Genomic DNA, 26,421 nt, shown 5'->3' with positions numbered 1-26,421 from the left:
CGCCGCCGTCGGTCGTCACCGCCCCGGCCGTGTGCTCCGAAGCGCGTTCAGCCGCGCGGCACCCCGCTGCCGGAGGCCGCGTCGATCACCTTCCGGTCGCCCAGCGGCGCGTCCAGCGTCACCGTCCGCTTCATTTCCTTGGCGATCATGATGCAGGCCTTGCCGCCGTCCTGCTTGGTCTCGGCCACCGACACCCGCACCTGGCCCGCGCTCTCCTCGGCGCTCGCCGTGTACGTGCTGCACGCACCGCCCCAGAACGTCACCTCCAGCGTCCGGCCGTCCGCGCTGTACGAGCTGACCTTCCGGTCGCCCGCCTCCTGCGGCGGGTCCGACTTCGCGAGGAAGTCGGGGGCCACGGCCACCTGGGTGACGGTGCTCTGCGGGCCGCCCGGCGCCGACCGCACCGAGAAGAGCCAGGACGGTACGAGGGTCTGGCGTCCGTCCACGTAGTTCAGGGCCAGCCCGAACACCGCCTTGCCGACCGTCATCGTGACCGGTGCCTTCTTGCCGTTCGACGGCACGCACTGCGGCTGAGACGACTTCGGCTGCGAGGGCTTCGGCCGTGAGGGCTGCTGCTCGCCCTCCAGCGGTACGGGAGTGGCGCAGCCACCGACGTCAGGCCTGGCACTGTGCCGGTTCGACGCGTTCAGCCGCTTCAGCGCCTCGTCAGCGCCGATCGCCGGGTAGGTGTCGCCCTTCTCCAGGGCCTTGAGGTGTCCGCTCCCGCCGATCACGTCGCCCCCGGGGCCCACCTGGATCCCGGTCTGCCAGCCGTACGTGGGCAGCCCGTCCACCACCGGGTCGGCGTTCACCACCCGTACGGGGCCCATCAGCTGGCCCGCGTCGAGCGCCGCGTCGCCCTGGCCGACCGCCTTGAGCACGGGGGTGGCGGCAGCCCTGGCAGCCTTGTCGCTCACCGGGTCCGTCCGGCCCGGTACCGCGTTCCCGTTCTCGCACTCCGTGGCGGACTCGCAGGGAACCGTGCCGCCGGAGCCGTACCGGGCGAACGTCCAGCTGCCCGGAGCCTGCTTGGTGACGCTCAGGACCGGGCCGGAGCCGCCCTTGCCGGCGCCCACCTTCCAGGCCGTGCCCTCGGTGCGCGGGGTGCCCGGCACGCCGAGCGCCTTCGCCAGCCGGGTCACCTCGGCCGCCGTGACCGTACCCGTCGCCCGGTGGACGGCCGCGGAGTCCGGGCCGTCCGGCAGCTCGCCGGAGGCGCGGTAGGTGATGCCCGCACCGCTGGGGTCCGGTTCGCCCGGCGCGATTCCCTCGGGCGGTGCCGTGGGACCGGTCACGGACTCGGCGGGGCCGGTCCCGGACCCGTCCAGGGCCAGCAGGGGGGCGGCGCTGTCGCCGCGGGCCGCGGAGCCGCTGTCCGTACCGGCGTCGCCGCCCGAAGCGGTCGAGGCCCAGTACGCGCCGCCGCCCCCGGCCAGCAGCACCGCTGCCGCCACCGAGGCCACCGCGAGCGGCGGACGCCGCCGCCGCCGGGGGCCGGTCACGTCGTTGTCGGGTCGCTCGGTGCTCACCGGATCGCTCCTTCGACTGCATCGCCGTCACGTGACCTACCGTGAGCCTCCCGGACGGGAGACAGGGGTGGGACGGAGCGGAGGAGCGCACGGTTCCACCGGCGGGTGCGGGGAAACCGTGCCCGTCGCGCTCGGCCCGGCCCGAACCGGCGGGAAAAGGCCGGAAAGAGCCGCTGCCGCAACCGGCAGCCGGCCTCAGTCGCCGTATTCGGACATCGCGTCGATCAGCCGGGCGGACGCGGGAGGCACCGATACCCCGTGAATCAGGGACGGTGTCACCGGTGCCGTGGCAGTCTTCGCAGGTACCACCCAGTGCGGCGCCATACGCGCGCAGTCCCCGCGCAGCTCGGCCAGGCTCATTTCGGACTCACGAGGTGCGGTGTGCTTCGACATATCCGCACCGTACGCACGGTCGTACTCAGGTAGAAAGCCCTACTATCGGGTAGTTTTCCCCTTTCGGGCCGGGCGAGGTGACCCGGTAGCGTGAACTGTCACGCCGTCCCGGAGGGCGCGCTCCCGCGTTCCCTTCGCCTGTCGAGGAGAATCCTCCCCGTGCGTATTGCAGTCACCGGCTCCATTGCCACCGATCACCTCATGACCTTCCCCGGCCGTTTCGCCGACCAGCTGGTCGCGGATCAGCTGCATACGGTCTCCCTCTCCTTCCTGGTCGACAACCTCGATGTGCGCCGGGGCGGTGTCGCCGCCAACATCTGCTTCGGCATGGGGTTGCTCGGCACCCGCCCGATCCTGGTCGGCGCGGCAGGTGCCGACTTCGACGAGTACCGCGCCTGGCTCGACCGGCACGGTGTCGAAACCGGTTCGGTACGGATCTCCGAGGTACTGCACACCGCCCGCTTCGTCTGCACGACGGACGCCGACCACAATCAGATCGGCTCCTTCTACACGGGCGCGATGAGCGAGGCCCGGCTGATCGAACTGAAGAACGTCGCCGACCGGGTCGGCGGCCTCGACCTGGTCTCGATCGGCGCCGACGACCCGGAGGCGATGCTCCGGCACACCGAGGAGTGCCGCTCCCGGAACATCCCGTTCGCCGCGGACTTCTCGCAGCAGATCGCCCGCATGGACGGCGACGAGATCCGCATCCTGCTGGACGGCGCCACGTACCTCTTCTCCAATGAGTACGAGAAGGGGCTCATCGAGTCGAAGACCGGCTGGAACGACGCGGAGATCCTGTCCAAGGTCGGCCACCGGGTCACCACGCTCGGCGCCCGGGGCGTGCGCATCGAGCGCGTCGGCGAGGCGACGATCGAGGTCGGCTGCCCGGACGAGGAGACCAAGGCCGACCCGACCGGCGTCGGCGACGCCTTCCGGGCCGGATTCCTCTCCGGTCTGGCCTGGGGTGTCGGCCTGGAGCGCGCCGCCCAGGTCGGCTGCATGCTCGCCACCCTGGTCATCGAGACGGTCGGCACCCAGGAGTACACCCTGCGCCGCACCGACTTCATGGACCGCTTCACCAAGGCGTACGGCGACGAGGCCGCCGCCGAGGTGCGTCTCCACCTGGTGTAGTCAGCCGAGCCGGCGGACCAGATAGGCCGAGCCCTGCTCCGCCGGCTCCTCACCCACGTACTCCTGCCCGCGCATCTCGCACCACGCCGGGATGTCCAGGCGCGCCGCCTCGTCGTCGGACAGGACCCTCACCGTGCCGCCCACGGGTACCTCTTCGATCACCTTTGCGAGCTCGATCACCGGGATCGGGCAGCGCCTGCCCAGCGCGTCGACGACGAGGGGCGCGGCGGGAGAGGGGGAGGGGGCTGTGGAGGAGGGGGGCGCGGACACCGGGGCGCCCAGCTTCTCGCGCACCCCGGCCACCACTCCCGGCAGCACCTCCAGGAAGCGGTCGACATCGGCCCGGGTGGTGCCCGCCGGGAGCGACAACCGGACGTTTCCCTCGGACAGCACCCCCATCGCCTTGAGCACATGGCTCGGCGTCAGCGTGCTGCTGGTGCAGGACGAACCGGACGATACGGAGAATTCAGCCCGGTCCAGTTCGTGCAGCAGCGTCTCTCCGTCGACATAGAGACAGGAGAAGGTGACCAGATGCGGCAGCCGCCGCTCCGGATCGCCCACCACCTCCACATCGGGCACCCGCCCGGCCACCGTCGTCCGGATCAGGTCGACCAGGGCGCGCAGCCGTACCGACTCGGCCGCCGCCTCGGCGCGTACCGCCCGCAGCGAGGCCGCGGCGGCCACGATCGCCGGGATGTTCTCGAACCCGGCCGCCCGCCCGGACTCCCGTTCCCCGGCCGGTCCCTGGGGGGAGAAGCGGACCCCCTTGCGTACCGCCAGCAGCCCGACCCCCGCGGGTCCGCCCCATTTGTGGGCGCTCGCGGTCAGCAGCGACCAGCCGCCGGGCACCGGACCCCACCCCAGCGACTGCGCCGCGTCCACCAGCAGCGGCACCCCGGCGGCGGCGCAGATTCCGGCCACCTCGGCCACCGGCTGCTCGGTGCCCACCTCATGGTTGGCCGATTGCAGGCAGGCCAGCGCGGTGTCCGCCCGCAGGGCCCCGGCGTACGCCGCCGGGCTCACCGCGCCCGACCGGTCGACCGGCACCTCGGTGAACGCGCCCCCGCCCGCCTCGTGGGCGGCGGCCGAATGGAGTACCGACGAATGTTCGACCGCGGAGTGGACCAGATGGCGCCCGACACGCCGACGCCCGGAAAGGGCCCCGGCAATTCCCGAGTGCACCGCCGTCGTCCCCGAAGAGGTGAAGACCAGCTCGTCCGGACGGCAGCCGACGGACTCCGCCGCGGCCTCCCGGGCCGCGTCCAGCAGCAGCCGGGCGCGCCGCCCCTCCCGGTAGAGCCTGGCGGGATCGGCCCAGCCCTCGTCCAGCGAGGCAAGCAGCGCCTGGCGGGCGACGGGGTGCAGGGGGGCGGCGGAGGCGGCATCGAAGTAGGGCACGGCGTCACGCTAGCCCGCACCCGGCTCCACCTCGGTGGCGGCTGCCCGCCGAGACCAGGAGAGGGGGCGTCAGATGGCGCCCGGAGGCCCGGATTCCACCCCTTCGGGGAGTCGGGCGGCGCGTTGGGCACCCTCCCCGCGCGACCCCAAATAGCGTCCAGTAGGGTTTGGTCCGCATAAACATCCAAACCCCTGCCCGCGTCAGGGCCGGCGACCGACCAGCGAGACGGGCGCGCCGACCGTGCGGGCGAGACTCTCGGGAAGGCGCTACGTGAGTCCCAACGGCTCCGACCGCTCGTCGCGGCGCCCGATGCGGCGGAAGCTGCCGCAGGTGCTGACTGCGGGCCTGGTCCTGGCGACGGCCTCCGGTTGTTCATACAACTGGGAGGATTTCCCCCGCCTTGGTATGCCCACCCCGGTAACGGAAGAGGCCCCTCGGATCCTCTCCCTCTGGCAAGGCTCGTGGGCGGCAGCGCTCGTCACGGGTGTCCTTGTCTGGGGGCTGATCATCTGGAGCGTCATCTTCCACCGGCGTAGCCGGACCAAGGTGGAGGTACCTCCGCAGACCAGGTACAACATGCCCATTGAGGCGTTGTACACAGTGGTTCCCCTCATCATCGTCTCGGTGCTCTTCTACTTCACCGCGCGTGATGAATCGAAGCTCCTGGAGCTCTCCGACAAGCCGGCCCACACGATCAATGTGGTCGGCTACCAGTGGAGCTGGGGCTTCAACTACATCGAGAAGGTGGAAGGCCAGCCCTCCGCCGGCAGCGAGATCCCCAAGGAACTCGACGCCATCCCCGACCGGTACCGCGAGGAATTCCCCAAGGACGCCGGCGGCGTCTACGACGTGGGCATCCCCGGCACCCGTAACCCGCAGAACGGCAACCCGGGTCCGACCCTGTGGCTGCCGAAGGGTGAGAAGGTCCGCTTCGTCCTCACTTCGCGTGACGTCATCCACTCCTTCTGGGTGGTGCCGTTCCTCATGAAGCAGGACGTCATCCCGGGCCACACCAACGCGTTCGAGGTCACTCCCAACCGGGAGGGCACCTTCATGGGCAAGTGCGCCGAGCTCTGCGGCGCCGACCACTCCCGGATGCTCTTCAACGTCAAGGTCGTCTCCCCGGAGCGTTACCAGCAGCACCTCAAGGAGCTGGCGGAGAAGGGTCAGACGGGCTACGTGCCGGCAGGCATCGAGCAGACGGACCCGGCCAGGAATGCGGAGACGAACAAACTGTGAGCATCCTCAACGAACCTCAGGGTGCCGCGGCAGCAGACGACTCGTATGAGGACGAGCTGCCGGTACGGCGCAAGCAGCCGGGAAACGTCGTCATCAAGTGGCTGACCACCACTGACCACAAGACGATCGGCACGCTCTACCTGGTCACGTCGTTCGTGTTCTTCTGCATCGGCGGACTGATGGCGCTCTTCATGCGCGCCGAGCTGGCCCGTCCCGGCACGCAGATCATGTCGAACGAGCAGTTCAACCAGGCGTTCACGATGCACGGCACGATCATGCTGCTGATGTTCGCGACGCCGCTGTTCGCCGGATTCGCGAACTGGATCATGCCGCTCCAGATCGGTGCGCCGGATGTGGCGTTCCCGCGGCTGAACATGTTCGCGTACTGGCTGTACCTCTTCGGCTCGATCATCGCGGTGGCCGGCTTCCTCACCCCGCAGGGTGCCGCCGACTTCGGCTGGTTCGCCTACTCCCCGCTGTCGGACGCGGTCCGCTCGCCGGGCATCGGCGCCGATATGTGGATCATGGGTCTGGCGTTCTCCGGATTCGGCACGATCCTCGGTTCGGTCAACTTCATCACCACGATCATCTGCATGCGCGCACCCGGCATGACGATGTTCCGCATGCCGATCTTCGTCTGGAACGTCCTGCTGACCGGTGTTCTGGTCCTGCTGGCCTTCCCGGTCCTCGCCGCCGCGCTCTTCGCGCTGGAGGCGGACCGTAAATTCGGTGCGCATATCTTCGACGCGGCCAATGGCGGCGCCTTGCTCTGGCAACACCTCTTCTGGTTCTTCGGCCATCCAGAGGTGTACATCATCGCCCTGCCATTCTTCGGAATCATTTCCGAAGTGATCCCGGTGTTCAGTCGCAAGCCGATGTTCGGTTACATCGGCCTGATCTCCGCGACGATCGCCATCGCGGGTCTCTCGGTGACCGTGTGGGCCCACCACATGTACGTCACCGGCGGTGTGCTGCTGCCGTTCTTCTCCTTCATGACCTTCCTGATCGCGGTACCGACCGGTGTGAAGTTCTTCAACTGGATCGGCACGATGTGGAAGGGGTCGTTGTCCTTCGAGACACCGATGCTCTGGGCCGTCGGCTTCCTGATCACCTTCACCTTCGGTGGTCTGACCGGCGTCATCCTGGCCTCGCCCCCGATGGACTTCCACGTCTCCGACTCGTACTTCGTCGTCGCGCACTTCCACTACGTCATCTTCGGCACCGTGGTCTTCGCGATGTTCTCCGGATTCCACTTCTGGTGGCCGAAGTTCACGGGCAAGATGCTGGACGAGCGGCTCGGCAAGATCACGTTCTGGACGCTGTTCGTGGGCTTCCACGGCACGTTCCTGGTGCAGCACTGGCTCGGTGCCGAGGGAATGCCGCGTCGATACGCGGACTATCTCGCCGCTGACGGCTTCACCGCGCTGAACACGATCTCGACGATCTCCTCGTTCCTGCTCGGCCTGTCGATGCTGCCGTTCTTCTACAACGTCTGGAAGACGGCCAAGTACGGCAAGAAGGTCGAGGTCGACGACCCGTGGGGTTACGGCCGTTCGCTGGAGTGGGCCACGTCCTGCCCGCCGCCGCGGCACAACTTCCTCACGCTGCCGCGGATCCGTTCCGAATCCCCGGCGTTCGACCTGCACCACCCGGAGATCGCGGCGCTCGAACAGCTGGAGCACCACTCCGAGGCCGACAAGGCCCTCGCCGGTGGCAAGGAGGCAGGCAAGTGAAGATCCAAGGCAAGATGTTCATCTGGCTGAGCGTCTTCATCCTCGCCATGGCCGTCACGTACGGCGTGTGGTCGAAGGAGCCGGTCGGCACCACCGCGCTCGTCCTGGCCTTCGGCCTGAGCATCATGATCGGCTTCTACCTGGCCTTCACGGCCAACCGGGTCGACCAGATGGCCCAGGACAACAAGGAAGCCGATGTCGCGGACGAGGCCGGCGAGGTGGGGTTCTTCTCCCCGCACAGCTGGCAGCCGCTCTCCCTGGCGGTCGGCGGCGCCTTCGCCTTCATGGGCGTCATCTTCGGCTGGTGGCTGCTGTACTTCTCGGCCCCGATGCTGCTGATCGGCCTCTTCGGCTGGGTCTTCGAGTACTACCGCGGTGAGAACCGCACCCAGTGACACCGCACCACCCGTAACACCGCAGCACCCACGAAGGGCCCGGACCGCTCAGCGCGAGCAGTCCGGGCCCTTCGCTCGTTTGCAGTCATTGAACGCGCTGGAACGAATGAATCTTCTTAGCGTGGGGTTCATGAACCACACGCCGCGCATCCGCACCGTAGTGAGCTGCACTCTGCTGGTCGTGACCTTCGTCGCAGGTGCGGCTGCCTGTGGCGAGCCCGACGGCCACCCGCTCTCCGAGAAGCCGTACGACGCCGGGGACCAGGTCACCTTCAACGGTCCCTCCGAAGGCGAGAGGACCGACCCCGACAAGCCCCTCGAAGTGACCGTCAAGGACGACGACGTCCGCATCACGGACGTGTCGGCGGTGGACACCGGCGGCCGCCATCTCGCGGGCGAGCTCGCCGCCGACGGCAAACGGTGGCACTCCACCGCCCCGCTCGCGGCCGGCACCGGATACACCGTCAGGGTCTCCACCGAGGACGACGACGGCGCTCCGGGGAGCCGTACGCTCGCCTTCGAGACCACCTCGCCCAAGAAGCTGCTGAAGGTCTCCTTCGGCCCGCAGGCGGGCACCTACGGCGTCGGACAGCCCATCACGGCGGAACTGAGCGCTCCGGTCACCGACAAGGCCTCCAGGGCCACCGTGGAGCGCGCCCTGAAGGTCCGCTCCACCCCCGCGGTGACCGGCTCCTGGTACTGGGTGGACGACAAGACCCTGCACTACCGTCCGCAGGACTACTGGCCCGCCAAGGCCACCATCGAGGTACGCAGCAACCTCACCGGCATCAAGGTGACCAACGCCCTCTACGGGGCCGCCGCCAAGCCGCTGAAGCTCACCACCGGGGACCGTATCGAGGCCGTCACCGACGCCTCGGACCACTCGATGACGGTGCTGCGCAACGGAGAAGTGATCAACACCATTCCGGTCACCACCGGCAAGCCCGGCTTCTCCACCCGCAACGGCGTCAAGGTGGTGCTCGGGAAGGAGTACTACGTACGCATGCGCGGGGAGAGCATCGGTATCTCGGCCGGTTCCTCGGACTCGTACGACCTGCCGGTCTACTACGCCACGCGGGTGACCTGGAGCGGCGAGTACGTCCACGCGGCCCCCTGGTCGACCGGCTCGCAGGGCAGCGCGAACGTCAGCCACGGCTGCACGGGCATGAGTACGGGCGACGCCGAGTGGTTCTTCGACACCGTGCGCGAGGGCGACATCGTCAAGGTCGTCGGCAGCGAGGGCGAGACGATGACACCGTTCGACAACGGGTTCGGCGACTGGAACCTGTCCTGGGAGAAATGGCAGAAGGGCAGCGCCCTGCAGAACGGCACGCCGGACAGCGGAAACACCGTCCAGGCCGCGCGCCTGCGCCCCCAGGTCTGAACCGGCCAGGAAGTGCGCCGCCCCTCGGCAGGACCGTCACGGGCCCTGTGGGGGCCCTCAGGCCCCCACGGAGAGCCTGGTGCGCAGCAGGGCGGCCAGCGCGTCCGCGAACTCGACCGGATCGACCGGAAGGGTCACCGCGGCGTCCGCACGGCTCCAGGTGGCCAGCCAGGCGTCCTGCGGGCGGCCGATCAGCACCAGCGCCGGCGGGCACCGGAAGATCTCGTCCTTGATCTGCCGGCAGACGCCCATGCCGCCCGCGGGGGCCGTCTCGCCGTCCAGGACACAGACGTCGATGCCGCCGTGGTCCAGCGCGGCCAGGACGGCGGGCAGGGTGGCGCACTCCAGGAACTCCACCGGTGGCACGTCCGCCGCAGGCCTGCGACCGGCTGCCAGCCTCACCTGCTCGCGGATGTTGGCGTCGTCGCTGTAGACCAGGACCGTGGCGGTCGGCTGCATTGTTCCTCCGTGACATCTGTGTCTTCGGGGCTCTCGGGGCATGAACCGATGCGCGGATCGTACTCCGACCGACAGCGTGTCAGCACCGGTAATGACACCGATTCACTGGGCCGTTCGGGGAGGACACACGCCGCTGACACACCGAACGGCACCCCCCGGAGTGAGGGCGGGATAAGCGACCGACATAATGTCGGTCGTGGCGACAGCAACGACAGTAGAAACCGGGCACGCGCACCCGTCGGTCAATCGACCGAACCTCACCAGCGTCGGAACCATCATCTGGTTGAGTTCCGAGCTGATGTTCTTCGCGGCCCTCTTCGCGATGTACTTCACCCTGCGATCGGTGATGGGACCGGATCACTGGAAGGAGATGGCTCATCATCTGAACTTCCCGTTCTCCGCGACGAACACCACGATCCTGGTGCTTTCCTCTCTCACCTGCCAGCTCGGCGTTTTCGCCGCGGAGCGGGGCGATGTGAAGAAGCTCCGCACCTGGTTCATCATCACCTTCGTGATGGGTGCGATCTTCATCGGCGGCCAGGTCCTGGAGTACACCGAGCTGGTCAAGGACGCGGGGCTCTCCCTGTCGTCCGACCCGTACGGCTCGGTGTTCTACCTGACCACCGGCTTCCACGGTCTGCATGTGACAGGCGGTCTCATCGCCTTCCTGCTGGTTCTCGGCAGAACATACGCGGCCAAGAGGTTCACCCACGAACAGGCAACCGCCGCCATCGTCGTGTCCTACTACTGGCACTTCGTCGATGTCGTGTGGATCGGCCTCTTCGCCACGATCTACATGATCAAGTAACCGGGCTCGCACCCACCCACCATCGACGCAGAAGATCCTGACACCGGGGTAATCCGTGAAAAAGCTCTCCGCACGACGACGCCATCCACTGGCGGCGATCGTCGTACTACTCCTCGCGCTGGCGGCTACCGGGGGGCTGTACGCCGCGTTTGCGCCTGCGGGCAAGGCGCAGGCCGACGAAACCGCCCAGTCCCTCGCCATCGAGGAGGGCAAGAAGCTCTACTCCGTCGGCTGCGCCAGCTGCCACGGAGCCGGCGGTCAGGGCACCACCGACGGGCCGCAGCTTGTCGGCGTGGGCTCCGCCGCCGTTGACTTCCAGGTCGCTACGGGCCGTATGCCGGCACAGCAGCCGGGTGCCCAGGTACCGAAGAAGAAGGTCATCTACACCCAGGCCGAGATCGACCAGCTGGCGGCGTACGTAGCGTCGCTCGGCGCCGGTCCGATCACGCCGACCGAGAACCAGGTCAACCCGGCCGGCGCAGATGTCGCCAAGGGCGGCGACCTGTTCCGTACCAACTGCGCCCAGTGCCACAACTTCACCGGTGAGGGCGGCGCGCTGACACACGGCAAGTACGCCCCGACCCTTGACGGCGTGAGCCCGAAGCACATCTACGAGGCCATGCAGACCGGCCCGCAGAGCATGCCCTCCTTCCCCGACACGACGATGCCGGAGCAGGAGAAGAAGGACATCATCGCGTACATCAAGACCGTGAACGGTGACAAGGCCGAGAACCCCGGAGGGCTTTCCCTCGGTGGCCTCGGACCGGTCAGCGAAGGTCTGTTCGCGTGGATCTTCGGGCTGGGCGCACTGATCGCAGTTGCCGTTTGGGTCGCGGCCCACACCGCTAAGGCCAAGAAGTCATGAGTAGCCAAGAGATTCCAGAAGAGACCCTGCCCGCAGAGCAGGAGACCGCGCACGGCGCGGTAGAGGGTACGGACGACCCGTTCGCCGACCCGGGGCTGCCGGCCCACAAGCCGCGCATCCAGGACATCGACGAACGTGCCGCGAAGCGCTCCGAGCGGGCCGTCGCGTTCATGTTCACGCTGTCGATGCTGGCGACGGTGGCGTTCATCGCCTCCTACGTCATCTTCCCGGTGGACCGGATCGTCTACATCTGGCCCTTCGGCCATGTGAGCGCGCTCAACTTCTCCCTGGGTGTGACCCTGGGCGTGGCGCTCTTCTTCATCGGCGCGGGCGCCGTCCACTGGGCGCGCACCCTGATGTCCGACGTGGAGGTGGCCGACGACCGGCACGCCATCGAGGCGACCCCCGAGGTCAAGGCGAAGGTGCTCGCCGACTTCAAGGCCGGTGCCGAGGAGTCCGCCTTCGGGCGGCGCAAGCTGATCCGTAACACCATGTTCGGCGCGCTGGCCCTGGTGCCGCTCTCCGGCGTGGTGCTGCTGCGCGACCTCGGTCCGCTGCCGGAGAAGAAGCTCCGCCACACCCTGTGGGCCAAGGGCAAGCAGCTCATCAACATGAACACGATGGAGCCGCTGCGTCCCGAGGACATCGTCGTCGGTTCGCTGACCTTCGCCATGCCCGAGGGCCTGAAGGAGGACGCGCACGACTTCCAGACGCAGATGGGCAAGGCGGCCCTGATGATCATCCGCATCGAGCCGGACGACATCAAGGACAAGCGCGAGCGCGACTGGGCCCACGAGGGCATCGTGGCCTTCTCGAAGATCTGTACCCACGTCGGCTGCCCGATCAGCCTGTACGAGCAGCAGACGCACCACGTGCTCTGCCCGTGCCACCAGTCCACTTTCGACCTCTCCGACGGCGCTCGCGTCATCTTCGGTCCGGCCGGTCACCCCCTTCCGCAGCTGCGGATCGGTGTGAACAGTGAGGGCAACCTCGAGGCGCTCGGCGACTTCGATGAGCCCGTCGGTGCTGCCTTCTGGGAGCGCGGATGAGTACTTCGACAGACACACGGCGCAAGGCGCCCGCCGGCGAGCGGGTGGCCGACTGGGCGGACGGCCGGCTGGGCATCTACGGCCTGGCCAAGGCCAACATGCGCAAGATCTTCCCGGACCACTGGTCCTTCATGCTGGGTGAGGTCGCGCTCTACAGCTTCATCATCATCATCCTCACGGGTGTGTATCTGACGCTGTTCTTCCACCCGAGCATGAACGAGGTCGTGTACCACGGCTCGTACGAGCCGATGCAGGGCATCCGGATGTCCGAGGCGTACGCTTCGACACTGGACATCAGCTTCGACGTCCGCGGTGGTCTGCTCATGCGGCAGATCCACCACTGGGCCGCGCTGATCTTCCTCGCCGCCATGTTCGTGCACATGATGCGCGTGTTCTTCACGGGCGCGTTCCGCAAGCCGCGTGAGATCAACTGGCTGTTCGGCTTCCTGCTGTTCGTGCTGGGCATGTTCACCGGCTTCACCGGCTACTCCCTCCCGGACGACCTGCTCTCCGGTACGGGTGTCCGCTTCACCCAGGGCGCGATCCTGTCCGTGCCGATCGTGGGCACGTACATCTCGATGTTCCTGTTCGGCGGAGAGTTCCCCGGCGGCGACTTCGTCTCCCGGTTCTACTCGATCCACATCCTGCTGCTGCCGGGCATCATGCTCGGTCTGCTGGTCGGCCACCTGATCCTGGTCTTCTACCACAAGCACACGCAGTTCGCGGGTCCCGGCCGGACCAACAAGAACGTCGTCGGCATGCCCCTGCTGCCGGTGTACATGGCGAAGGCCGGAGGGTTCTTCTTCCTGGTCTTCGGCATCATCGCCCTCATCGCGGGCATCGCCTCGATCAACCCGATCTGGGCCATCGGCCCGTACCGGATCGATCAGGTCTCCACCGGCGCACAGCCCGACTGGTACATGGGCTTCGCCGAGGGTCTGGTCCGAGTGATGCCTGGCTGGGAGATCAACCTCTGGGGTCACACACTGGTCCTGGGCGTGTTCATCCCGCTGGTGCTCTTCGGTGTCGTCCTCACCGCGATCGCGGTCTGGCCGTTCATCGAGTCCTGGGTCACCGGCGACAAGCGCGAGCACCACATCCTGGACCGCCCGCGCAACGCCCCGACCCGCACGGCCTTCGGTGTCGCCTGGATCACGGCGTACTTCATCGGTCTGGTCGGTGGTGGAAACGACCTGTGGGCCACGCACTTCCACCTGTCGCTGAACGCCATCTCGTGGTTCGTCCGGATCTTCTTCTTCGCCGGACCGGTCATCGCGTTCATCATCACCAAGCGGATCTGCCTGGGCCTCCAGCGCCGGGACCGGGAGAAGGTGCTGCACGGGCGCGAGTCCGGCATCATCAAGCGCCTGCCGCACGGTGAGTTCGTCGAGATCCACGAGCCGCTCAGCCAGGGCCAGCTGCACACGCTCACCGCGCACGAGCAGTACAAGCCGGCCGAGATCGGCCCGCTGGTCGACGAGAACGGTGTCAAGCGCAAGGTCTCCGTCGTCGAGAAGCTGCGCGTCAAGCTCAGCAAGGGCTTCTACGGCGAGGAAAGCCAGATCGCCAAGCCCACCGCCGAGGAGTACAAGGAGATCACCAGCGGCCACGGTCACCACTGATCGCCTGAACTGATCGCCACAGCAGGAGCCCCGTCCATTCGATGGACGGGGCTCTTCGCGGTCTCCGGCGCTGGATAGGGTGGAGCCATTCCCTTACCGGCTGTGGACCCCAGGAGCGGACCATGAACGTGGCGACCCCGAGCGGCGGCGGCAGCGTGGCGGACCGTTCCTGGCCCGGCGTGCTGAACCCCCTGCTGCGTGGTGAGGACCTCACCTCGGACGACACCGCGTGGGCCATGGACCGCATCATGAGCGGTGAGGCGACCGACGCGCAGATCGCCGGCTTCGCGGTCGCGCTGCGGGCCAAGGGCGAGACCGTGGACGAGGTCACCGGGCTCGTCCGGGCGATGTACGAGCACGCCAGGACCATTCACGTACCGGGCCGCACGGTCGACATCGTCGGCACCGGCGGCGACCTCGCCAAGACGGTCAACATCTCCACGATGTCCGCGATCGTCATCGCGGGGACCGGCGCCAAGGTCGTCAAGCACGGCAACCGCGCCGCCTCGTCGGCGAGCGGCTCCTCCGACGTACTGGAGAAGCTGGGCGTCAACCTCGACCTCACCCCGCAGCGGGTCGTCGAGGTGGCCGAGGAGGCGGGCATCACCTTCTGCTTCGCCGTGAAGTTCCACCCCGCCCTGCGGTACGCGGCCAAGGCCCGCAAGGAACTGGGCGCGCAGACCACCTTCAACATCCTGGGCCCGCTCACCAACCCCGCCCGGGTGCGCGCCCAGGCCGTCGGGGTCGCCGACGCCCGTATGGCACCCATCGTCGCGGGCGTGCTCGCCGACCGGGGCAATTCCGCGCTGGTCTTCCGCGGCGACGACGGTCTCGACGAGCTGACCACCACCGCCACCTCGCGTGTCTGGGTGGTCCGCGACGGCCAGGTGCGCGAGGAGCCGTTCGACCCGCGTCACGTCGGCCTGGAGCTGGTGCCCGTCGAGGCGCTGCGCGGCGCCGACGCCTCGTACAACGCCGATGTCGCCCGTCGGCTGCTGGACGGCGAGCGGGGGCCCGTGCGGGAGGCCGTGCTGCTCAACTCGGCCGCGGCCCTGGTCGCGCTGGACCCGGGCGCGGGCACGCTGAACGAGCAGATCGCGGCGAAGATCACCGAGGCCGCCGCTTCCATCGACTCGGGCGCGGCCAAGCGGGCGCTGGAGCGCTGGGTCGCGGCCAGCAACGCCTGAGGGCCGGCCCTCGGCGCGGGACGCGCGTCCCGAGGGGTGTGCGCTGTGAGCAAGGGCGCAGTCCGAATGACGGACTGCGCCCTTGCGCATGCGTGTACGTATGGCAAGATGCTGCGCAGGTCATGAGTGACAGCGACTACGGCCCCGGCCCGCTGTCCGGCAACCCTCCGTCCGTGGCGGGGTGCCCCGGGTGAAGACCAGGCCGTAGGCAGCGAGGTCTGCGGCAAGCGCGGGCCCCTCGGCATTGTCGAATGCCAACCCCCGGGGTCCTGGTCCCTAGGGAGCCTCTTGTGAGCAAGCGAATGCGTTAGGGCCTTCGGCCCTCTTCCGCACACCCTTCCTTCTTTTTCCCGCGCTGCCGCGTATCCGCCGGCGCGGGGAATTCGCCTGCCTTGTTACGGGAGTTCGCCATGTCTGTCTCCACCGCTGCCACTGACCAGTCCATTTGTGCACCGCTGCCGGTTCTGGGTAAGGACGTCACTGTTCCGCTGGTTACGGGCGGAGAAGTCACCTATGCCGCCCTCGACTACGCGGCGAGCGCCCCGGCGCTCCAGCGGGTGTGGGACGACGTCGCGGCGTACGCCCCGTACTACGGCAGTGTCCACCGGGGAGCCGGGTACCTTTCGCAGCTCTCCACCGACCTGTTCGAGAACAGCCGCACGGTCGTCGCGGACTTCCTCGGCTGCCGTGCCGAGGACCAGGTGGTCTTCACCCGCTCGACCACGGACTCGCTCAACCTGCTGGCCGCCGTACTCCCCGCCGACTGCCAGGTGTTCGTGTACGAGACCGAGCACCACGCCTCCCTGCTGCCCTGGCGCGACGCCCGGGTCACCTACCTCAACGCGCCGCGCACCCCGGCCCAGGCCGTCGAGACCCTGGAGCGGGCGCTCGCCGACCGTGACCCCTACGGCCCGGCCCTGGTCTGTGTCACCGGCGCCTCCAACGTCACCGGTGAACTGTGGCCGGTGAAGGAACTGGCCGCCGCCGCCCACGCGCACGGCGCCCGGATCGTCCTGGACGCCGCCCAGCTCGCCCCGCACCACCCCGTCGACATCGCCGAGCTGGACGTCGACTGGATCGCCTTCTCCGGGCACAAGCTCTACGCGCCGTTCGGCTCGGGCGTCCTCGCGGGCCGCGCGGACTGGCTCCAGGCCGCGGAGCCGTACCTGGCCGGCGGTGGCGCCTCCCGCAAGGTCGCGCGGCGCACCGACGGCGGTGTGGACGTGGACTGGCACACCACCGCCGCCCGCCACGAGGCCGGTTCGCCCAACGTCATCGGCGTCTACTCCATCGCCTCCGCCTGCAAGGCGCTGACCGAGGCGGGCTTCGACAACCTGGTCGCCCGTGAGCAGCGGCTCGTCGCCGGGGTCCGCGCGGGTCTCGCCGAGGTCCCCGAGGTCAGGGTGCTCTCGCTGTTCGGCGACGATGCCCCGCGCGTCGGCGTGATCTCCTTCGTGGTGGAGGGCTGGAACAGCTCGCACTTCGCCGCCGCGCTCTCCGCGGAGTACGGCATCGGGGTCCGCGACGGCCTCTTCTGCGCGCACCCGCTGATCCGCACCCTGCTGGGCAGCGACCCGCAGGACCCGGGGGAGTGCGGCGCGCCGGAGGCGGAGCCGGGCGAGCGCTCGCTCAACGCGATCCGGGTCAGCTTCGGCGCCGGTACGCCGGACGAGCACGTCGAGCGTTTCGTCCGGGCGGTCAAGGAGCTGGTCCGCGAGGGCGCCCAGTGGAAGTACCGCACCGAGGGCGGCCGCTGCGTCCCGGACCGGGGTGCGGCGCAGGTCTGAGGGCCGGGTACGGCTTCGGCCGGGCACGGGCGGCCGCCCGTGCCCGGCCGAAGCCGTACCCGGTTACGCGTCGAGGCCGATGGCGAAGGCCGCTTCCAGGTCGTGCTGGGAGTACGTACGGAACGCCACATGCGTGTCGGTGCCCTCGACGCCCGGGATCTTGCTGATCCGGCCGGGGATGACATCGGCGAGATCGTCGTGCTTGGCCACCCGGACCATGGCGATCAGGTCGTACGTACCGGTGACCGAGAAGACCTCGCTGACACTGTCCAGCGCGGCGATGGCCTCGGCGATCTCCGGAATCCGGTCCACGCTGGTCTTGATGAGCACGATCGCGGTGATCACGGCTGGCTGTCTCCCTCGGTGGCCGTGGCTGGAGTCCTCACTCTAGCGTCACGCCGATAGCGCCCCCAGGCGTAGAGGAACCCGGCGGCGAACCCCGTCACATGCGCGAGATACGCCACTCCGGGGCCACTGCCCGCACTCCGGGCGGCCAGCCATTGCAGGACGAACCAGAAGATCAGCACGATCCAGGCGGGGAAGCGCAGCGGCAGGAAGAAGAGGAACGGGAAGAGGCTGGTGACCCGGGCCCTGGGGAAGAGGTAGAGGAACGCGCCGAGCACCGCGGAGATCGCTCCCGACGCGCCCACCAGGGTCTGTTCTGAATCGGCGTGCGCCGCGGCGTAGCAGAGCAGGGCCAGATATCCGCAGCCGAGATAGAAGAAGGTGAACTCGGTGTGGCCCATCCGTTCCTCGGTCATGGCGCCGAACACGTAGAGAAAGAGCATGTTGCCCAGCAGGTGCAGCCAGCTGCCGTGCAGGAACAGGGCGGTGAGCGGGGTGAGCATCGCGTGCGCGGAGCCGTCCCACAGCTCGGCGGGGATCACCCCCCACCGTTCGAAGTACGCGGCCTGCGCGGCGAGCAGGGTGTCGGCGGTGCCGTAGGCCGGGTTGAAGCCGGACAGCGGGCTGACCAGGAAGACGGCGCAGCACAGTGCGATCAGCCCGTACGTGACCGGTGCCCCGCCCGCCGCGGCCGCGGCCCGGAACCTCCCGGCCCGGCCCCGCCAGTCGGCTTCCCGCCAATCGATCATGCACAGAGCATGACGCACCGGTGGAGAAGCGGACAGAGCGCCTCGCCGTGCCGATGGGTATACGCGAGGCCGTAGGGTTACGCCAGGACTTCCGCAGTTCGACGGCGCACCGCGAGATCCTTGACGCAGGACAGCACGGGACTCGCCGGAATCCGGTGCGGGTCCCGGTGGACGACGAACGACGAAAGAGGACGCAACGATGACGACGGTTCCCCAGCCGACCGACACGACGCGCTGGCGCTGCACGCTCTGCGGCAATCTCACGCGCTTCGATGTCACGCGGTCCTCCAAGGTCGTCGAGTACGTCCATCTCGACCTGGCCGGGGAGTCGAGTGTCGAGGAGCGGGAGGTGGTCAGTGAGACCATCGAGTCGGTCCGTTGTCGTTGGTGCAATGCGGTGGACCAGATCGAACTGGTGGACAGGCCTGGTGCCGACTCCTGAGGGGGCCGCCCGGACAGACAATTTGGGGTGACGGATGGTGGAGCAGCCGACTAACGGCGCCGAACCGGCCGATGCGGCCGACGGCTCCGACGAGGTGCTCGACCGCCCGCTGCCCGAGGGCGTACGGCGGCGGGTCGTCGCGCTGGTCTCGGACGCCTTCGGTGGCCTGACGGTCGGCGAACTGCCTGCCCAGCTGCGGCAGTATGCCCGTTTCACCCCGACCCGGCGCGCCAAGTTCGCCGGGAACGCGATGGCGGCCGCCCTGGAGAGCGACCCGCTCTTCCGCCGACGTATCAGTGAGCGGATCGGCCAGGCCCAGCCCGAGCTGGCCGGTGCGCTGGAGGCGGGCTCGCCGCCCGCCGCCGCCGACCCCGTCGATGTGGCCGCGGCCGCCTATGTGCTGCGCCCGGCCGGCTGGGTCAAGCTGGTCGAGGCCGCGGGCGAGGAGGTCCAGCGCGCCGACGCCGAACGCGCCGACGAGGAGACCCGGCGCGAACTGGAACGGCTGCGCGAGGAGCTGGCCCAGGCCCGGGGGCAGACGAAGAGTGAGACGGAGCGGCTGCGTGCCGAACTAGACACCGTCCGCAAGGAATCCGAAGCCCTTCACCGCAAACTGCGCAGTGCCCTGAGCGAGGTGAAGCGTGGCGAGGCCGCGGTGCGCCGGAGTGCGGCCGAGACCGATGCGGTACGGGCCGAGGCGGCCGCCCAGGTCTCCGCGGCCGAGAGCGAGTCGCGGCGGCTCAAGGCGCGGCTCGGCGAGGCGGAGGCATCCGTCGAGGCGAGTCGCAGGGCTGCCAGGGAAGGGCGCTCCGTCGAGGACATGCGGCTGCGGCTGCTGCTGGACACGGTGCTGGACGCGGCCCGCGGGCTGCGCCGTGAGCTGGCGCTGCCGCCGTCGACGATCCGTCCCGCCGACAGTGTCGAAGCGGTGGAGCCGGGCCGGATGTCGCCCAAGGACATTGCCGCCAGGGCCCTTTCGGAGACCGACCCGGCGCTGTTGGACCAGTTGCTCGCGCTGCCGCAGGCGCATCTCATCGTGGACGGCTACAACGTCACCAAGACCGGTTATCCGCAGATGCCGCTGGAGAAGCAGCGGTTGCGGCTGCTGGGCGGTCTCTCGGTGCTCGCGGCGCAGACCGGCGCCGAGATGACCTGTGTCTTCGACGGGGCCGAACTGGCCGCCCCGGTGCTGCTCGCCCCGCCGCGCGGGGTCCGGGTCCTGTTCAGCAAGGCCGGCGTGACGGCCGACGAGCTGATCCGTCAACTGGCCCGCGCGGAACCGCCCGGCAGGCCCGTCGTGGTGGTCTCCACCGACCGTGAAGTGGCGGACGGGGTGGCCAAGGCGGGTGCCCGGCCGGTCGCTTCCGCCCTGCTGCTGAAGCGCCTTTCCCGGGTCTGAGGGCGCATGGCCGGACATGACCGGCTAGTTCGACATGCGCGACATGTGTGGCATGCCGGATTTTCGGGAACGTACCGTCAAGTCGCCGCTACACGCGGTGTGATGTGGGCAAAGAAGTGCCTGAAGTGGTGAGATTTTTCTTGTGAGGATTTGAACTGATCACAAGATGGTCACTAAGGTCAGCCTCGAACCTTCGCACGGTTGATCACCCATTCGGGGTGACGGCGAAGGCACCGCCGAGTCCGTGACATGCACGGAGCCGGGGATTCACCTCCCCCACAGCCCGGTAGGCGGCTCGAGGAAGAAGGAGCTCGCCTTCGTGGCGTCCCACCGTCGTCCCAAGCAGCCGAGCCGCACCCGTGTGAACGTGGTCACCGCGGCCGCCGCTGCGGCCGTGGCCCTGACTTCCCAGGCCGCCCACGCCGATCCCAAGCCGAGCAAGAGCGAAGTCAAGGCGAAGGTCGACAAGCTCTACCACGAGGCGGAAGAGGCCACCGAGAAGTTCAACGGGGCCAAGGAGCAGCAGGACAAGCTCAAGAAGCAGGCCAACGCGCTCCAGGACAAGGTCGCCCGCGGCCAGGAGGAGCTCAACGCCCTGCGCGGCGAGCTGGGTTCGATCGCCACCGCGCAGTACCGCTCCGGCGGTATCGACCCCTCCGTCCAGCTCTTCCTCGCCTCGGACCCGGACGACTTCCTCGACCAGGCCTCCGCGCTCGACCAGCTGACGGCCAAGCAGACCGAGTCGCTCCAGAAGATCCAGTCCAAGCAGCGCACCCTCGCGCAGCAGCGCAAGGAAGCACAGGCGAAGCTGGGCGACCTCGCCGAGGTCCGCAAGACGCTCGGCGAGAACAAGAAGAAGTCCTCGGCCAAGCTGGCCGACGCCCAGCGGCTGCTCAACACCCTGACCGCCGCCGAGCGCGCCAAGATGGCCGACGACGAGCAGCGCGCCAGCCGCGCCGCGGGCGAGCGGGTCGAGCTGGGCAACGAGGCCCCCGCCTCCGCACGTGGTGCCGCCGCCCTCCAGGCCGCCGCGACCCAGATCGGCAAGCCGTACTACCGCGGTGGCACGGGCCCCAGCTCCTACGACTGCTCCGGGCTGACGCAGTGGGCCTACGCCCAGGCCAACGTCCAGATCTCCCGTGTCACGTACACCCAGGTCAACGACGGCCAGCGGATCGGGCGCAGCGCGCTGAAGCCGGGCGACCTGGTCTTCTTCAACAACACCTCGCACGTGGGCCTGTACGCGGGCAACAACCAGATCCTGCACGCTCCGAAGCCGGGCGCCAATGTCCGCTACGAGTCGATGGACTACATGGGCACCTTCCAGTTCGGCGTCCGCGTCGCCTGACGCCCGAACGGGCGAATTACGCCACGTGTTGCTGACGCCCCGCCCCGCCGGAGACCCGAGGTCACCGGCGGGGCGGAGGTGTTTGACACCCCGCCCGCCTCCGGCGCGGTCTTTGGCCGCCGCGTAGCCGTCCGATTACTGTCTGCCTGCTGTGGCAGCACCCGGTCGTCGGTCCGCCCGCTCCGGGCGGCAGGGGCTGCCCACCGTCTGCGTCAGCGGAAGGGAGTGCGGCTTCCTGTGGTGTCCCATCGCCGTCCCACACAGTCCGGCCTCAACCGGAGCGTCCGGGCCACCGTCCTCACGGCGGCGGCGGCCACCGCGGCCGCGACACTCACGGGAGCCCCCGCGAGCGCAGACCCGCAGCAGGGCGCCGAGGCGAGCCGGGCCGAGGTCGACCGGCTGTACCGCGAGGCGGAGCAGGCGACCGAACAGTTCAACGAGGCCGGGGAGCGGGTCGAGGAGCTGCGCGGCGAGGTGGACCGGGCCCAGGACAGGGCGGCGCGCGGTCAGGAGGGCATCAACCGGATGCGTACAGCGCTCGGTTCGCTGGCCCAGGCGCAGTACCGTTCCGGCTCCATCGACCCTTCGCTCGCCCTGCTGTTCTCCTCGGACCCCGACACCTACCTCGACCGGGCCGCCACCCTGGAGCGGATGAACATCCGTCAGTCGCTGGCCCTGGAGAAACTCCGCCGGGCCCAGCGCGGCGTCGCCCAGACCCGTGCGGAGGCCGCCAGATCGCTGGAAGGGCTGGAAGAGAGCCGGAGCGCCGTCACCCGCCACAAACGCACCGTCGAGGCCAAGCTCGCCCGCGCCCAGCGGCTGCTGGCCGCGCTGCCCGCCGGGGAGCGCGCGTCCTTCGACCGTGCCTCCCGTTCCGGCCGCGACGACGTGGCACCGGATCTCGCCGGGGTCGTCCCGGGGTCGGCGAGGGCGATGGCCGCGGTGGCCGCGGCCCGGCAGGCACTCGGCCGCCCGTATGTGTGGGGCGCCGAGGGGCCTTCCGGATTCGACTGCTCCGGGCTGATGCGGTGGGCCTACGCGCAGGCCGGGGTCGGCCTGCCGCGGACCTCGCAGGCCCAGCGGTACGCGGGCCGTATGGTGCCGCTCTCCCAGGCGCGGCCCGGAGACCTGGTCGTCTACCGGGCGGACGCCGGCCACATCGGGATGTACGTGGGAAACGGCCAGGTCATCCACGCCCCGTACCCCGGGGCGCGGGTGCGCTACGACCCCGTCGGCATGATGCCCGTCTCCTCGGTCACCCGTATCTGACCGTACGATCGGCAGGGTGGCAGTTCTCACGGGTGACACGCGGCGGGGCAGAGCCCGTGGGCGGCGTACGGCGGGTGCCGTGCTCGCCGGGCTGCTGCTGACGTCCGCCTGCGCGGCCCCCGACGCCCCCGCCACGGGCCCCACGGCCCGGGAGGTCGGCGCCGTCCTGGACCGCCGCGCCGACGCCGTCCTGGACCACGACCCGGACGCCTACCTGGGCGCGCTCGCCCCCGGTGCCACGAAGCTGCGGGCCACCCAGCGCACCGAACTGGCCAACCTCGCGGACATACCCCTGAAGTCCTGGACGTACGAGGTGAAGGCCGTCACGGAGCACGGCGCCGACAAGGTCACCGCCGATGTCGAGCTGCGCTACCGGATCGCCGGGTACGACACCGCCCCGATCGCCACCCGCCGCACCCTGGAGCTGACCCGGACCGGAGCGGGTGACCGCTGGTACATCACCGCCGACCGGCCCGGCGAGGGAGCCGCGGACCAGCTCTGGCAGCAGGGCGACGTCCAGGTCGTGCGCGGTACGCACAGCCTGGTCCTGGGCGTCGGCCGGGACCCGGGGGAGCTGCGCAGGGTCGCGGAGACCGAGGACCTCGCCGTGCCGGCCGTCTCGGCCGCCTGGCCGCAGCCCTGGGCGGGACGGGTCGTGGTGCTCGTACCGGACTCCGTCGAGGACATGGCGAAGCTGCTGGGCTCACCGGAGGCGAGCTACCGGGGGATAGCGGCCGTCACCACGGGCGAGGTCGGCGGCAGCGGCAGGCGCCCGGCCCTGGCCGACCGGGTGATCATCAATCCGCAGGCGTACGCGATGCTCGGCACCTTCGGACAGCGGGTCGTCCTGACCCACGAGACCACCCATGTCGCGACCCGGCCCCGGACCTCGACGGCCACCCCGATGTGGCTCTCCGAAGGCTTCGCCGACTGGACGGCGTACCGCGAGGAGGGCCGCCCGGTCCCGGAGATCGCGCCCGAGCTCGCCGCGGCCGTGCGGCGCGGCGAGCTGCCCGCCGCACTGCCGGCGGACGACGACTTCGCCTTCGGCGGGGACCCCGGGAAGCTCGCGCGGGCGTACGAGGGCGGCTGGCTGGCCTGCGCGCTGATCGCCGACCGCTGGGGCGAGGAGAAGCTGATCGCGTTCTACGAGGCCGTGGGGGACCATCCCGGACGGGACGGGGCCGTGGAGCAGGCGATGGGCGAGGTACTGGAGACCACGCCCCAGGACTTCACGGCGTACTGGCGGGACTACCTGAGCGCCGAGCTCGGCTGAGCGTCCGCCCCGGGTGCGGTGCCCGCCGCGTTCCGTACCGCCCGGCCGTCCACCGGCCGCGCGCCGGACGGCACCGTCTCCCGCCACAGCCGCCGCGCGGCGACGACCGAGGCGGCCACCAGCAGACCGTTGCGTACCAGCAGCAGGCTCACGCCCGTCGCGTCACTGGCCACCACATGCCCGAACCCGAGCGGGAACTCCAGCAGGGTGACACCGGCCGCCACCAGCACCAGACCGGCGGGCAGCACCATCCGGCCGGCCCGGAACACCAGGCAGACCGCCGCGAGCCCGACCAGCCACACGAGGTACTGCGGGCTGATCACCCGGCTGGTCGTGGTGAACAGCAGCACCGCCGTGAACGCCGCGTCCGCCGGGGTGTGTGCCGAGAACTCACGCGCCCGCACCCGCCACAGCAGCAGCCAGCCGAACGCCATGACGCTCAGCCCGAGGGCCAGCGTGGACACCACCGGCACATACGGACCGAGGAACTCCAGCGAGCCGTAGTGCAGCTCCACCCGGCCCTCCCAGCCGAACTGCCGTGCCCCATGGAAGACCAGCGCCCCCAGCGACTCGATCTCGGTGCCCCGCTCCCGCTGGAAGGCCAGGAACGCGAACGCGCCCGGCGCGGCCACGGCGCACGCCCCGGCCACCACCGCACCCGTCACCGCCGCGGAGGCCCAGGCGCGGCGCGTCGCCCGCCCGCGCCCGGTCCCCACCAGCAGCAGCACCGGCCACACCTTCAGCAGCGCCCCGAATCCGGCCAGCGCCCCCAGCACCCGGGGGTGGCGCACCCCGGTCAGCAGCGCCGCCACCGCGACCGCCGCCACCATCAGGTCGTACCGGGCGTACGCGGTGGGACCGAGCAGCGGCACCCCCGCCACCCACACCCACGCCCCCGCGTCCCGCATACCGGGCCGCCGCCCCGCGTACAGGAGCAGCCCGAGGACCAGCGCGTCGCACAGCAGCACCAGGACGAAGAACGCCGCCGTGTACTCCAGGAACGGCAGCAGCGCCGGGGACAGCACGGCCAGTGCGGCGGCGGGCGGGTACTGCCAGGTGACGTCGTCCCTCGGGTACGTGCCGGTCCGCAGGACGTCGTACCAGCCCTGGTAGATCACCGAGACGTCCACCGTGACGTCCGGACCCGGCACCGTGAACACCTTGAACACGCACAGCAGCAGCACCGCCCTGGTCAGCGCCCACACCGCGAGCGGCAGCAGCCGTGCGCCGACGGCCCCCGTCATGGCTGCCCTCATCCGTTGCACCGCCCGTCCCGCTGATGGCTGTCCCGCCCGGGGGTGCGTGCTGCCCGGGTGGGTCCCGCTCGTGGTCCGTGGGGAGCCATGATGCCGGGCGGGATGGTGCGGGAGCGATGAAGCGCGGCCGTTCGGTACTGTCGGCGGCGATGGACAAGACCTTGATCGTGACGAACGACTTTCCACCCCGCCCCGGCGGCATCCAGGCGTTTCTGCACAACATGGCGCTGCGCCTGGACCCCGGACAGCTCGTCGTCTACGCCTCCACCTGGAAGCGGAGCGCCGAGGGTGTCGCGGCCACCGCCGCCTTCGACGCGGAGCAGCCCTTCACCGTCGTGCGCGACCGCACGACGATGCTGCTGCCGACCCCGCGGGTCACCAGGCAGGCGGTGCGGCTGCTGCGCGAACACGACTGCGCCTCCGTCTGGTTCGGGGCCGCCGCCCCGCTCGGCCTGATGGCCCCGGCCCTGCGCAGGGCCGGGGCCCGCCGCATCGTCGCCACCACCCACGGCCACGAGGCCGGCTGGGCCCAGCTGCCCGCGTCCCGGCAACTGCTGCGCCGGATCGGCGAGGGCACGGACACCCTCACCTACCTCGGTGAGTACACCCGCTCCCGGATCGCCGCCGCCCTCGGCCCCGAGGCGGCCGGACGCATGGTCCAGCTGCCGCCGGGCGTCGACGAGAAGACCTTCCACCCGGCCTCCGGCGGGGACAGGGTCAGGGCCCGCCTCGGCCTCTCCGACCGGCCCGTCGTCGTCTGTGTGTCGCGGCTCGTGCCGCGCAAGGGCCAGGACACGCTGATCCTCGCCATGCCCGCGATCCTGGCGCGGGAGCCGGACGCCGTGCTCCTGATCGTCGGCGGCGGCCCGTACGCCAAGGAGCTGAAGCGGCTGGCCGCCGAGACGGGTGTGCTGGACTCGGTGCGCTTCACCGGCCCGGTGCCGTGGGCGGAACTGCCCGCGCACTACGGCGCGGGGGACGTCTTCGCCATGCCGTGCCGCACCCGGCGCGGCGGCCTGGACGTGGAGGGGCTCGGCATCGTCTACCTGGAGGCGTCCGCGACCGGGCTGCCGGTGGTGGCGGGCGACTCGGGCGGCGCTCCGGACGCGGTGCTCGACGGCGAGACCGGGTGGGTGGTGCGCGGCGGCAGTGCCGAGGAGTCGGCGGACCGGATCGTCGCGCTGCTCGGCGACCCGGAACTGCGGCGGCGCATGGGGGAGCGGGGCCGGGCCTGGGTCGAGGAGAAGTGGCGCTGGGACCTGCTCGCCGAGAAGCTGAAGACGCTGCTCTGAGCGGGGTGGGGGCGATCGGACCACACCCGGCACCGGGTAGGGGCGATCGGTCCGCACCTGGT

24 protein-coding genes and 1 riboswitch are annotated in these 26,421 nt (G+C 69.9%); of the genes, 17 read left to right on the top strand and 7 right to left on the bottom strand.

What is annotated here, in order from left to right:
• Positions 1 to 47: 47 nt before the first annotated feature.
• Together OG251_RS10350 and OG251_RS10345 are read right to left on the bottom strand one after the other, a co-directional pair.
• On the bottom strand, positions 48 to 1,529 hold the full coding sequence (locus OG251_RS10350) for a hypothetical protein (protein ID WP_326676880.1): 1,482 nt from the start codon (positions 1,527 to 1,529) through the stop codon (positions 48 to 50).
• Positions 1,530 to 1,724: 195 nt separating this feature from the next.
• Positions 1,725 to 1,922: a hypothetical protein gene (locus OG251_RS10345; protein ID WP_073725167.1), complete on the bottom strand. Its 198-nt coding sequence runs from the start codon at positions 1,920 to 1,922 to the stop codon at positions 1,725 to 1,727.
• Positions 1,923 to 2,081: 159 nt separating this feature from the next.
• On the opposite strand from OG251_RS10345, the gene OG251_RS10340 reads away from it, so the two are divergent.
• Entirely contained in the window at positions 2,082 to 3,056 is a 975-nt protein-coding gene (locus OG251_RS10340) for a carbohydrate kinase family protein (protein ID WP_326676879.1), read from the top strand.
• Here the strand turns inward: OG251_RS10340 and OG251_RS10335 are convergent, their stop codons facing one another.
• The gene (locus tag OG251_RS10335) at positions 3,057 to 4,454 is read right to left on the bottom strand and encodes a cysteine desulfurase/sulfurtransferase TusA family protein (RefSeq protein ID WP_326676878.1); all 1,398 of its coding nucleotides are present in this window, start codon (positions 4,452 to 4,454) and stop codon (positions 3,057 to 3,059) included.
• A gap of 271 nt (positions 4,455 to 4,725) precedes the next feature.
• On the opposite strand from OG251_RS10335, the gene ctaC reads away from it, so the two are divergent.
• The 4 genes from ctaC to OG251_RS10315 all read left to right on the top strand — a co-directional run bounded on the left by ctaC (position 4,726) and on the right by OG251_RS10315 (position 9,206).
• Positions 4,726 to 5,694, top strand: coding sequence for an aa3-type cytochrome oxidase subunit II (ctaC, locus tag OG251_RS10330; RefSeq protein ID WP_326676877.1), 969 nt, complete (start codon positions 4,726 to 4,728; stop codon positions 5,692 to 5,694).
• Complete coding sequence (ctaD, locus tag OG251_RS10325) at positions 5,691 to 7,427, top strand: aa3-type cytochrome oxidase subunit I (protein WP_073725175.1); 1,737 nt, start codon at positions 5,691 to 5,693, stop codon at positions 7,425 to 7,427. Before ctaC ends, ctaD begins: the two co-directional genes overlap by 4 nt.
• Complete coding sequence (locus tag OG251_RS10320; protein ID WP_326676876.1) at positions 7,424 to 7,822, top strand: cytochrome c oxidase subunit 4; 399 nt, start codon at positions 7,424 to 7,426, stop codon at positions 7,820 to 7,822. Before ctaD ends, OG251_RS10320 begins: the two co-directional genes overlap by 4 nt.
• Before the next feature lie 130 nt (positions 7,823 to 7,952).
• Entirely contained in the window at positions 7,953 to 9,206 is a 1,254-nt protein-coding gene (locus OG251_RS10315) for a L,D-transpeptidase (protein ID WP_326676875.1), read from the top strand.
• Between the two features lie 57 nt (positions 9,207 to 9,263).
• Here the strand turns inward: OG251_RS10315 and OG251_RS10310 are convergent, their stop codons facing one another.
• Entirely contained in the window at positions 9,264 to 9,665 is a 402-nt protein-coding gene (locus tag OG251_RS10310) for a hypothetical protein (protein WP_326676874.1), read from the bottom strand.
• A gap of 187 nt (positions 9,666 to 9,852) precedes the next feature.
• Here OG251_RS10310 and ctaE point away from each other — a divergent pair, with 187 nt between their 5' ends.
• From ctaE to OG251_RS10280, 6 genes are all read left to right on the top strand, one after another.
• Positions 9,853 to 10,473 carry an aa3-type cytochrome oxidase subunit III gene (ctaE, locus tag OG251_RS10305; RefSeq protein ID WP_266807862.1) on the top strand — a complete coding sequence of 207 codons (621 nt, stop codon included), beginning with the start codon at positions 9,853 to 9,855 and terminating at the stop codon, positions 10,471 to 10,473.
• A gap of 55 nt (positions 10,474 to 10,528) precedes the next feature.
• Positions 10,529 to 11,338, top strand: a complete 810-nt coding sequence (gene qcrC, locus OG251_RS10300; protein ID WP_326676873.1) for a cytochrome bc1 complex diheme cytochrome c subunit — start codon at positions 10,529 to 10,531, stop codon at positions 11,336 to 11,338.
• The gene (gene qcrA / locus OG251_RS10295; protein ID WP_326676872.1) at positions 11,335 to 12,387 is read left to right on the top strand and encodes a cytochrome bc1 complex Rieske iron-sulfur subunit; all 1,053 of its coding nucleotides are present in this window, start codon (positions 11,335 to 11,337) and stop codon (positions 12,385 to 12,387) included. The genes qcrC and qcrA overlap by 4 nt, the downstream gene beginning before the upstream one ends.
• The gene (gene qcrB, locus OG251_RS10290; protein WP_326676871.1) at positions 12,384 to 14,009 is read left to right on the top strand and encodes a cytochrome bc1 complex cytochrome b subunit; all 1,626 of its coding nucleotides are present in this window, start codon (positions 12,384 to 12,386) and stop codon (positions 14,007 to 14,009) included. The genes qcrA and qcrB overlap by 4 nt, the downstream gene beginning before the upstream one ends.
• Positions 14,010 to 14,131: 122 nt before the next feature.
• Entirely contained in the window at positions 14,132 to 15,196 is a 1,065-nt protein-coding gene (gene trpD / locus OG251_RS10285) for an anthranilate phosphoribosyltransferase (RefSeq protein WP_326676870.1), read from the top strand.
• Between the two features lie 118 nt (positions 15,197 to 15,314).
• Positions 15,315 to 15,432, top strand: a riboswitch (SAM riboswitch).
• 174 nt (positions 15,433 to 15,606) lie between these two features.
• Positions 15,607 to 16,983, top strand: a complete 1,377-nt coding sequence (locus OG251_RS10280) for an aminotransferase class V-fold PLP-dependent enzyme (protein WP_326676869.1) — start codon at positions 15,607 to 15,609, stop codon at positions 16,981 to 16,983.
• A 63-nt stretch (positions 16,984 to 17,046) separates the two neighbouring features.
• Here OG251_RS10280 and OG251_RS10275 read toward each other — a convergent pair whose 3' ends face one another.
• Positions 17,047 to 17,328, bottom strand: a complete 282-nt coding sequence (locus OG251_RS10275; protein WP_007451244.1) for an Lrp/AsnC family transcriptional regulator — start codon at positions 17,326 to 17,328, stop codon at positions 17,047 to 17,049.
• Positions 17,325 to 18,077 (bottom strand): rhomboid family intramembrane serine protease, encoded by a 753-nt coding sequence (locus tag OG251_RS10270; RefSeq protein WP_326676868.1) that lies wholly within the window; start codon positions 18,075 to 18,077, stop codon positions 17,325 to 17,327. The genes OG251_RS10275 and OG251_RS10270 overlap by 4 nt, the downstream gene beginning before the upstream one ends.
• 199 nt (positions 18,078 to 18,276) lie before the next feature.
• Between OG251_RS10270 and OG251_RS10265 the strand changes: the two genes are divergently transcribed.
• The 5 genes from OG251_RS10265 to OG251_RS10245 all read left to right on the top strand — a co-directional run bounded on the left by OG251_RS10265 (position 18,277) and on the right by OG251_RS10245 (position 23,811).
• Complete coding sequence (locus tag OG251_RS10265) at positions 18,277 to 18,519, top strand: hypothetical protein (protein ID WP_018104398.1); 243 nt, start codon at positions 18,277 to 18,279, stop codon at positions 18,517 to 18,519.
• Between the two features lie 37 nt (positions 18,520 to 18,556).
• The gene (locus OG251_RS10260) at positions 18,557 to 19,918 is read left to right on the top strand and encodes an NYN domain-containing protein (protein WP_326681209.1); all 1,362 of its coding nucleotides are present in this window, start codon (positions 18,557 to 18,559) and stop codon (positions 19,916 to 19,918) included.
• Positions 19,919 to 20,237: 319 nt separating this feature from the next.
• Complete coding sequence (locus OG251_RS10255; protein ID WP_326676867.1) at positions 20,238 to 21,266, top strand: C40 family peptidase; 1,029 nt, start codon at positions 20,238 to 20,240, stop codon at positions 21,264 to 21,266.
• 237 nt (positions 21,267 to 21,503) lie between these two features.
• Positions 21,504 to 22,535 carry a C40 family peptidase gene (locus OG251_RS10250; protein ID WP_326676866.1) on the top strand — a complete coding sequence of 344 codons (1,032 nt, stop codon included), beginning with the start codon at positions 21,504 to 21,506 and terminating at the stop codon, positions 22,533 to 22,535.
• A gap of 79 nt (positions 22,536 to 22,614) precedes the next feature.
• A complete protein-coding gene (locus OG251_RS10245) occupies positions 22,615 to 23,811 on the top strand; it encodes a hypothetical protein (protein ID WP_442818415.1) in 1,197 nt (398 codons plus the stop codon).
• On the opposite strand, the gene OG251_RS10240 is transcribed toward OG251_RS10245, so the two are convergent.
• Positions 23,787 to 25,055: a glycosyltransferase family 87 protein gene (locus OG251_RS10240; protein WP_326676865.1), complete on the bottom strand. Its 1,269-nt coding sequence runs from the start codon at positions 25,053 to 25,055 to the stop codon at positions 23,787 to 23,789. The two genes, OG251_RS10245 and OG251_RS10240, sit on opposite strands and share 25 nt — an antisense overlap.
• A 161-nt stretch (positions 25,056 to 25,216) precedes the next feature.
• Between OG251_RS10240 and OG251_RS10235 the strand changes: the two genes are divergently transcribed.
• Complete coding sequence (locus OG251_RS10235; RefSeq protein ID WP_326676864.1) at positions 25,217 to 26,359, top strand: glycosyltransferase family 4 protein; 1,143 nt, start codon at positions 25,217 to 25,219, stop codon at positions 26,357 to 26,359.
• Positions 26,360 to 26,421: the final 62 nt, after the last annotated feature.

Source organism: Streptomyces sp. NBC_01237 (assembly GCF_035917275.1).
GTDB lineage: Bacteria > Actinomycetota > Actinomycetes > Streptomycetales > Streptomycetaceae > Streptomyces.
The sequence above is the reverse complement of the archived record's forward strand: the minus strand, read 5'-3'. Positions and strand labels throughout refer to the sequence as shown.

What these genes read in the sequence shown, in the direction of transcription:
- OG251_RS10270 (WP_326676868.1), bottom strand. Translation starts at nt 18,077, where the DNA reads ATGATCGATTGGCGGGAAGCCGACTGGCGGGGCCGGGCCGGGAGGTTC.
- qcrB (WP_326676871.1), top strand. Translation starts at nt 12,384, where the DNA reads ATGAGTACTTCGACAGACACACGGCGCAAGGCGCCCGCCGGCGAGCGG.
- OG251_RS10265 (WP_018104398.1), top strand. Translation starts at nt 18,277, where the DNA reads ATGACGACGGTTCCCCAGCCGACCGACACGACGCGCTGGCGCTGCACG.
- OG251_RS10240 (WP_326676865.1), bottom strand. Translation starts at nt 25,055, where the DNA reads ATGACGGGGGCCGTCGGCGCACGGCTGCTGCCGCTCGCGGTGTGGGCG.
- qcrA (WP_326676872.1), top strand. Translation starts at nt 11,335, where the DNA reads ATGAGTAGCCAAGAGATTCCAGAAGAGACCCTGCCCGCAGAGCAGGAG.
- OG251_RS10315 (WP_326676875.1), top strand. Translation starts at nt 7,953, where the DNA reads ATGAACCACACGCCGCGCATCCGCACCGTAGTGAGCTGCACTCTGCTG.
- OG251_RS10345 (WP_073725167.1), bottom strand. Translation starts at nt 1,922, where the DNA reads ATGTCGAAGCACACCGCACCTCGTGAGTCCGAAATGAGCCTGGCCGAG.
- OG251_RS10310 (WP_326676874.1), bottom strand. Translation starts at nt 9,665, where the DNA reads ATGCAGCCGACCGCCACGGTCCTGGTCTACAGCGACGACGCCAACATC.
- OG251_RS10280 (WP_326676869.1), top strand. Translation starts at nt 15,607, where the DNA reads ATGTCTGTCTCCACCGCTGCCACTGACCAGTCCATTTGTGCACCGCTG.
- trpD (WP_326676870.1), top strand. Translation starts at nt 14,132, where the DNA reads ATGAACGTGGCGACCCCGAGCGGCGGCGGCAGCGTGGCGGACCGTTCC.
- ctaE (WP_266807862.1), top strand. Translation starts at nt 9,853, where the DNA reads ATGTCGGTCGTGGCGACAGCAACGACAGTAGAAACCGGGCACGCGCAC.
- OG251_RS10235 (WP_326676864.1), top strand. Translation starts at nt 25,217, where the DNA reads ATGGACAAGACCTTGATCGTGACGAACGACTTTCCACCCCGCCCCGGC.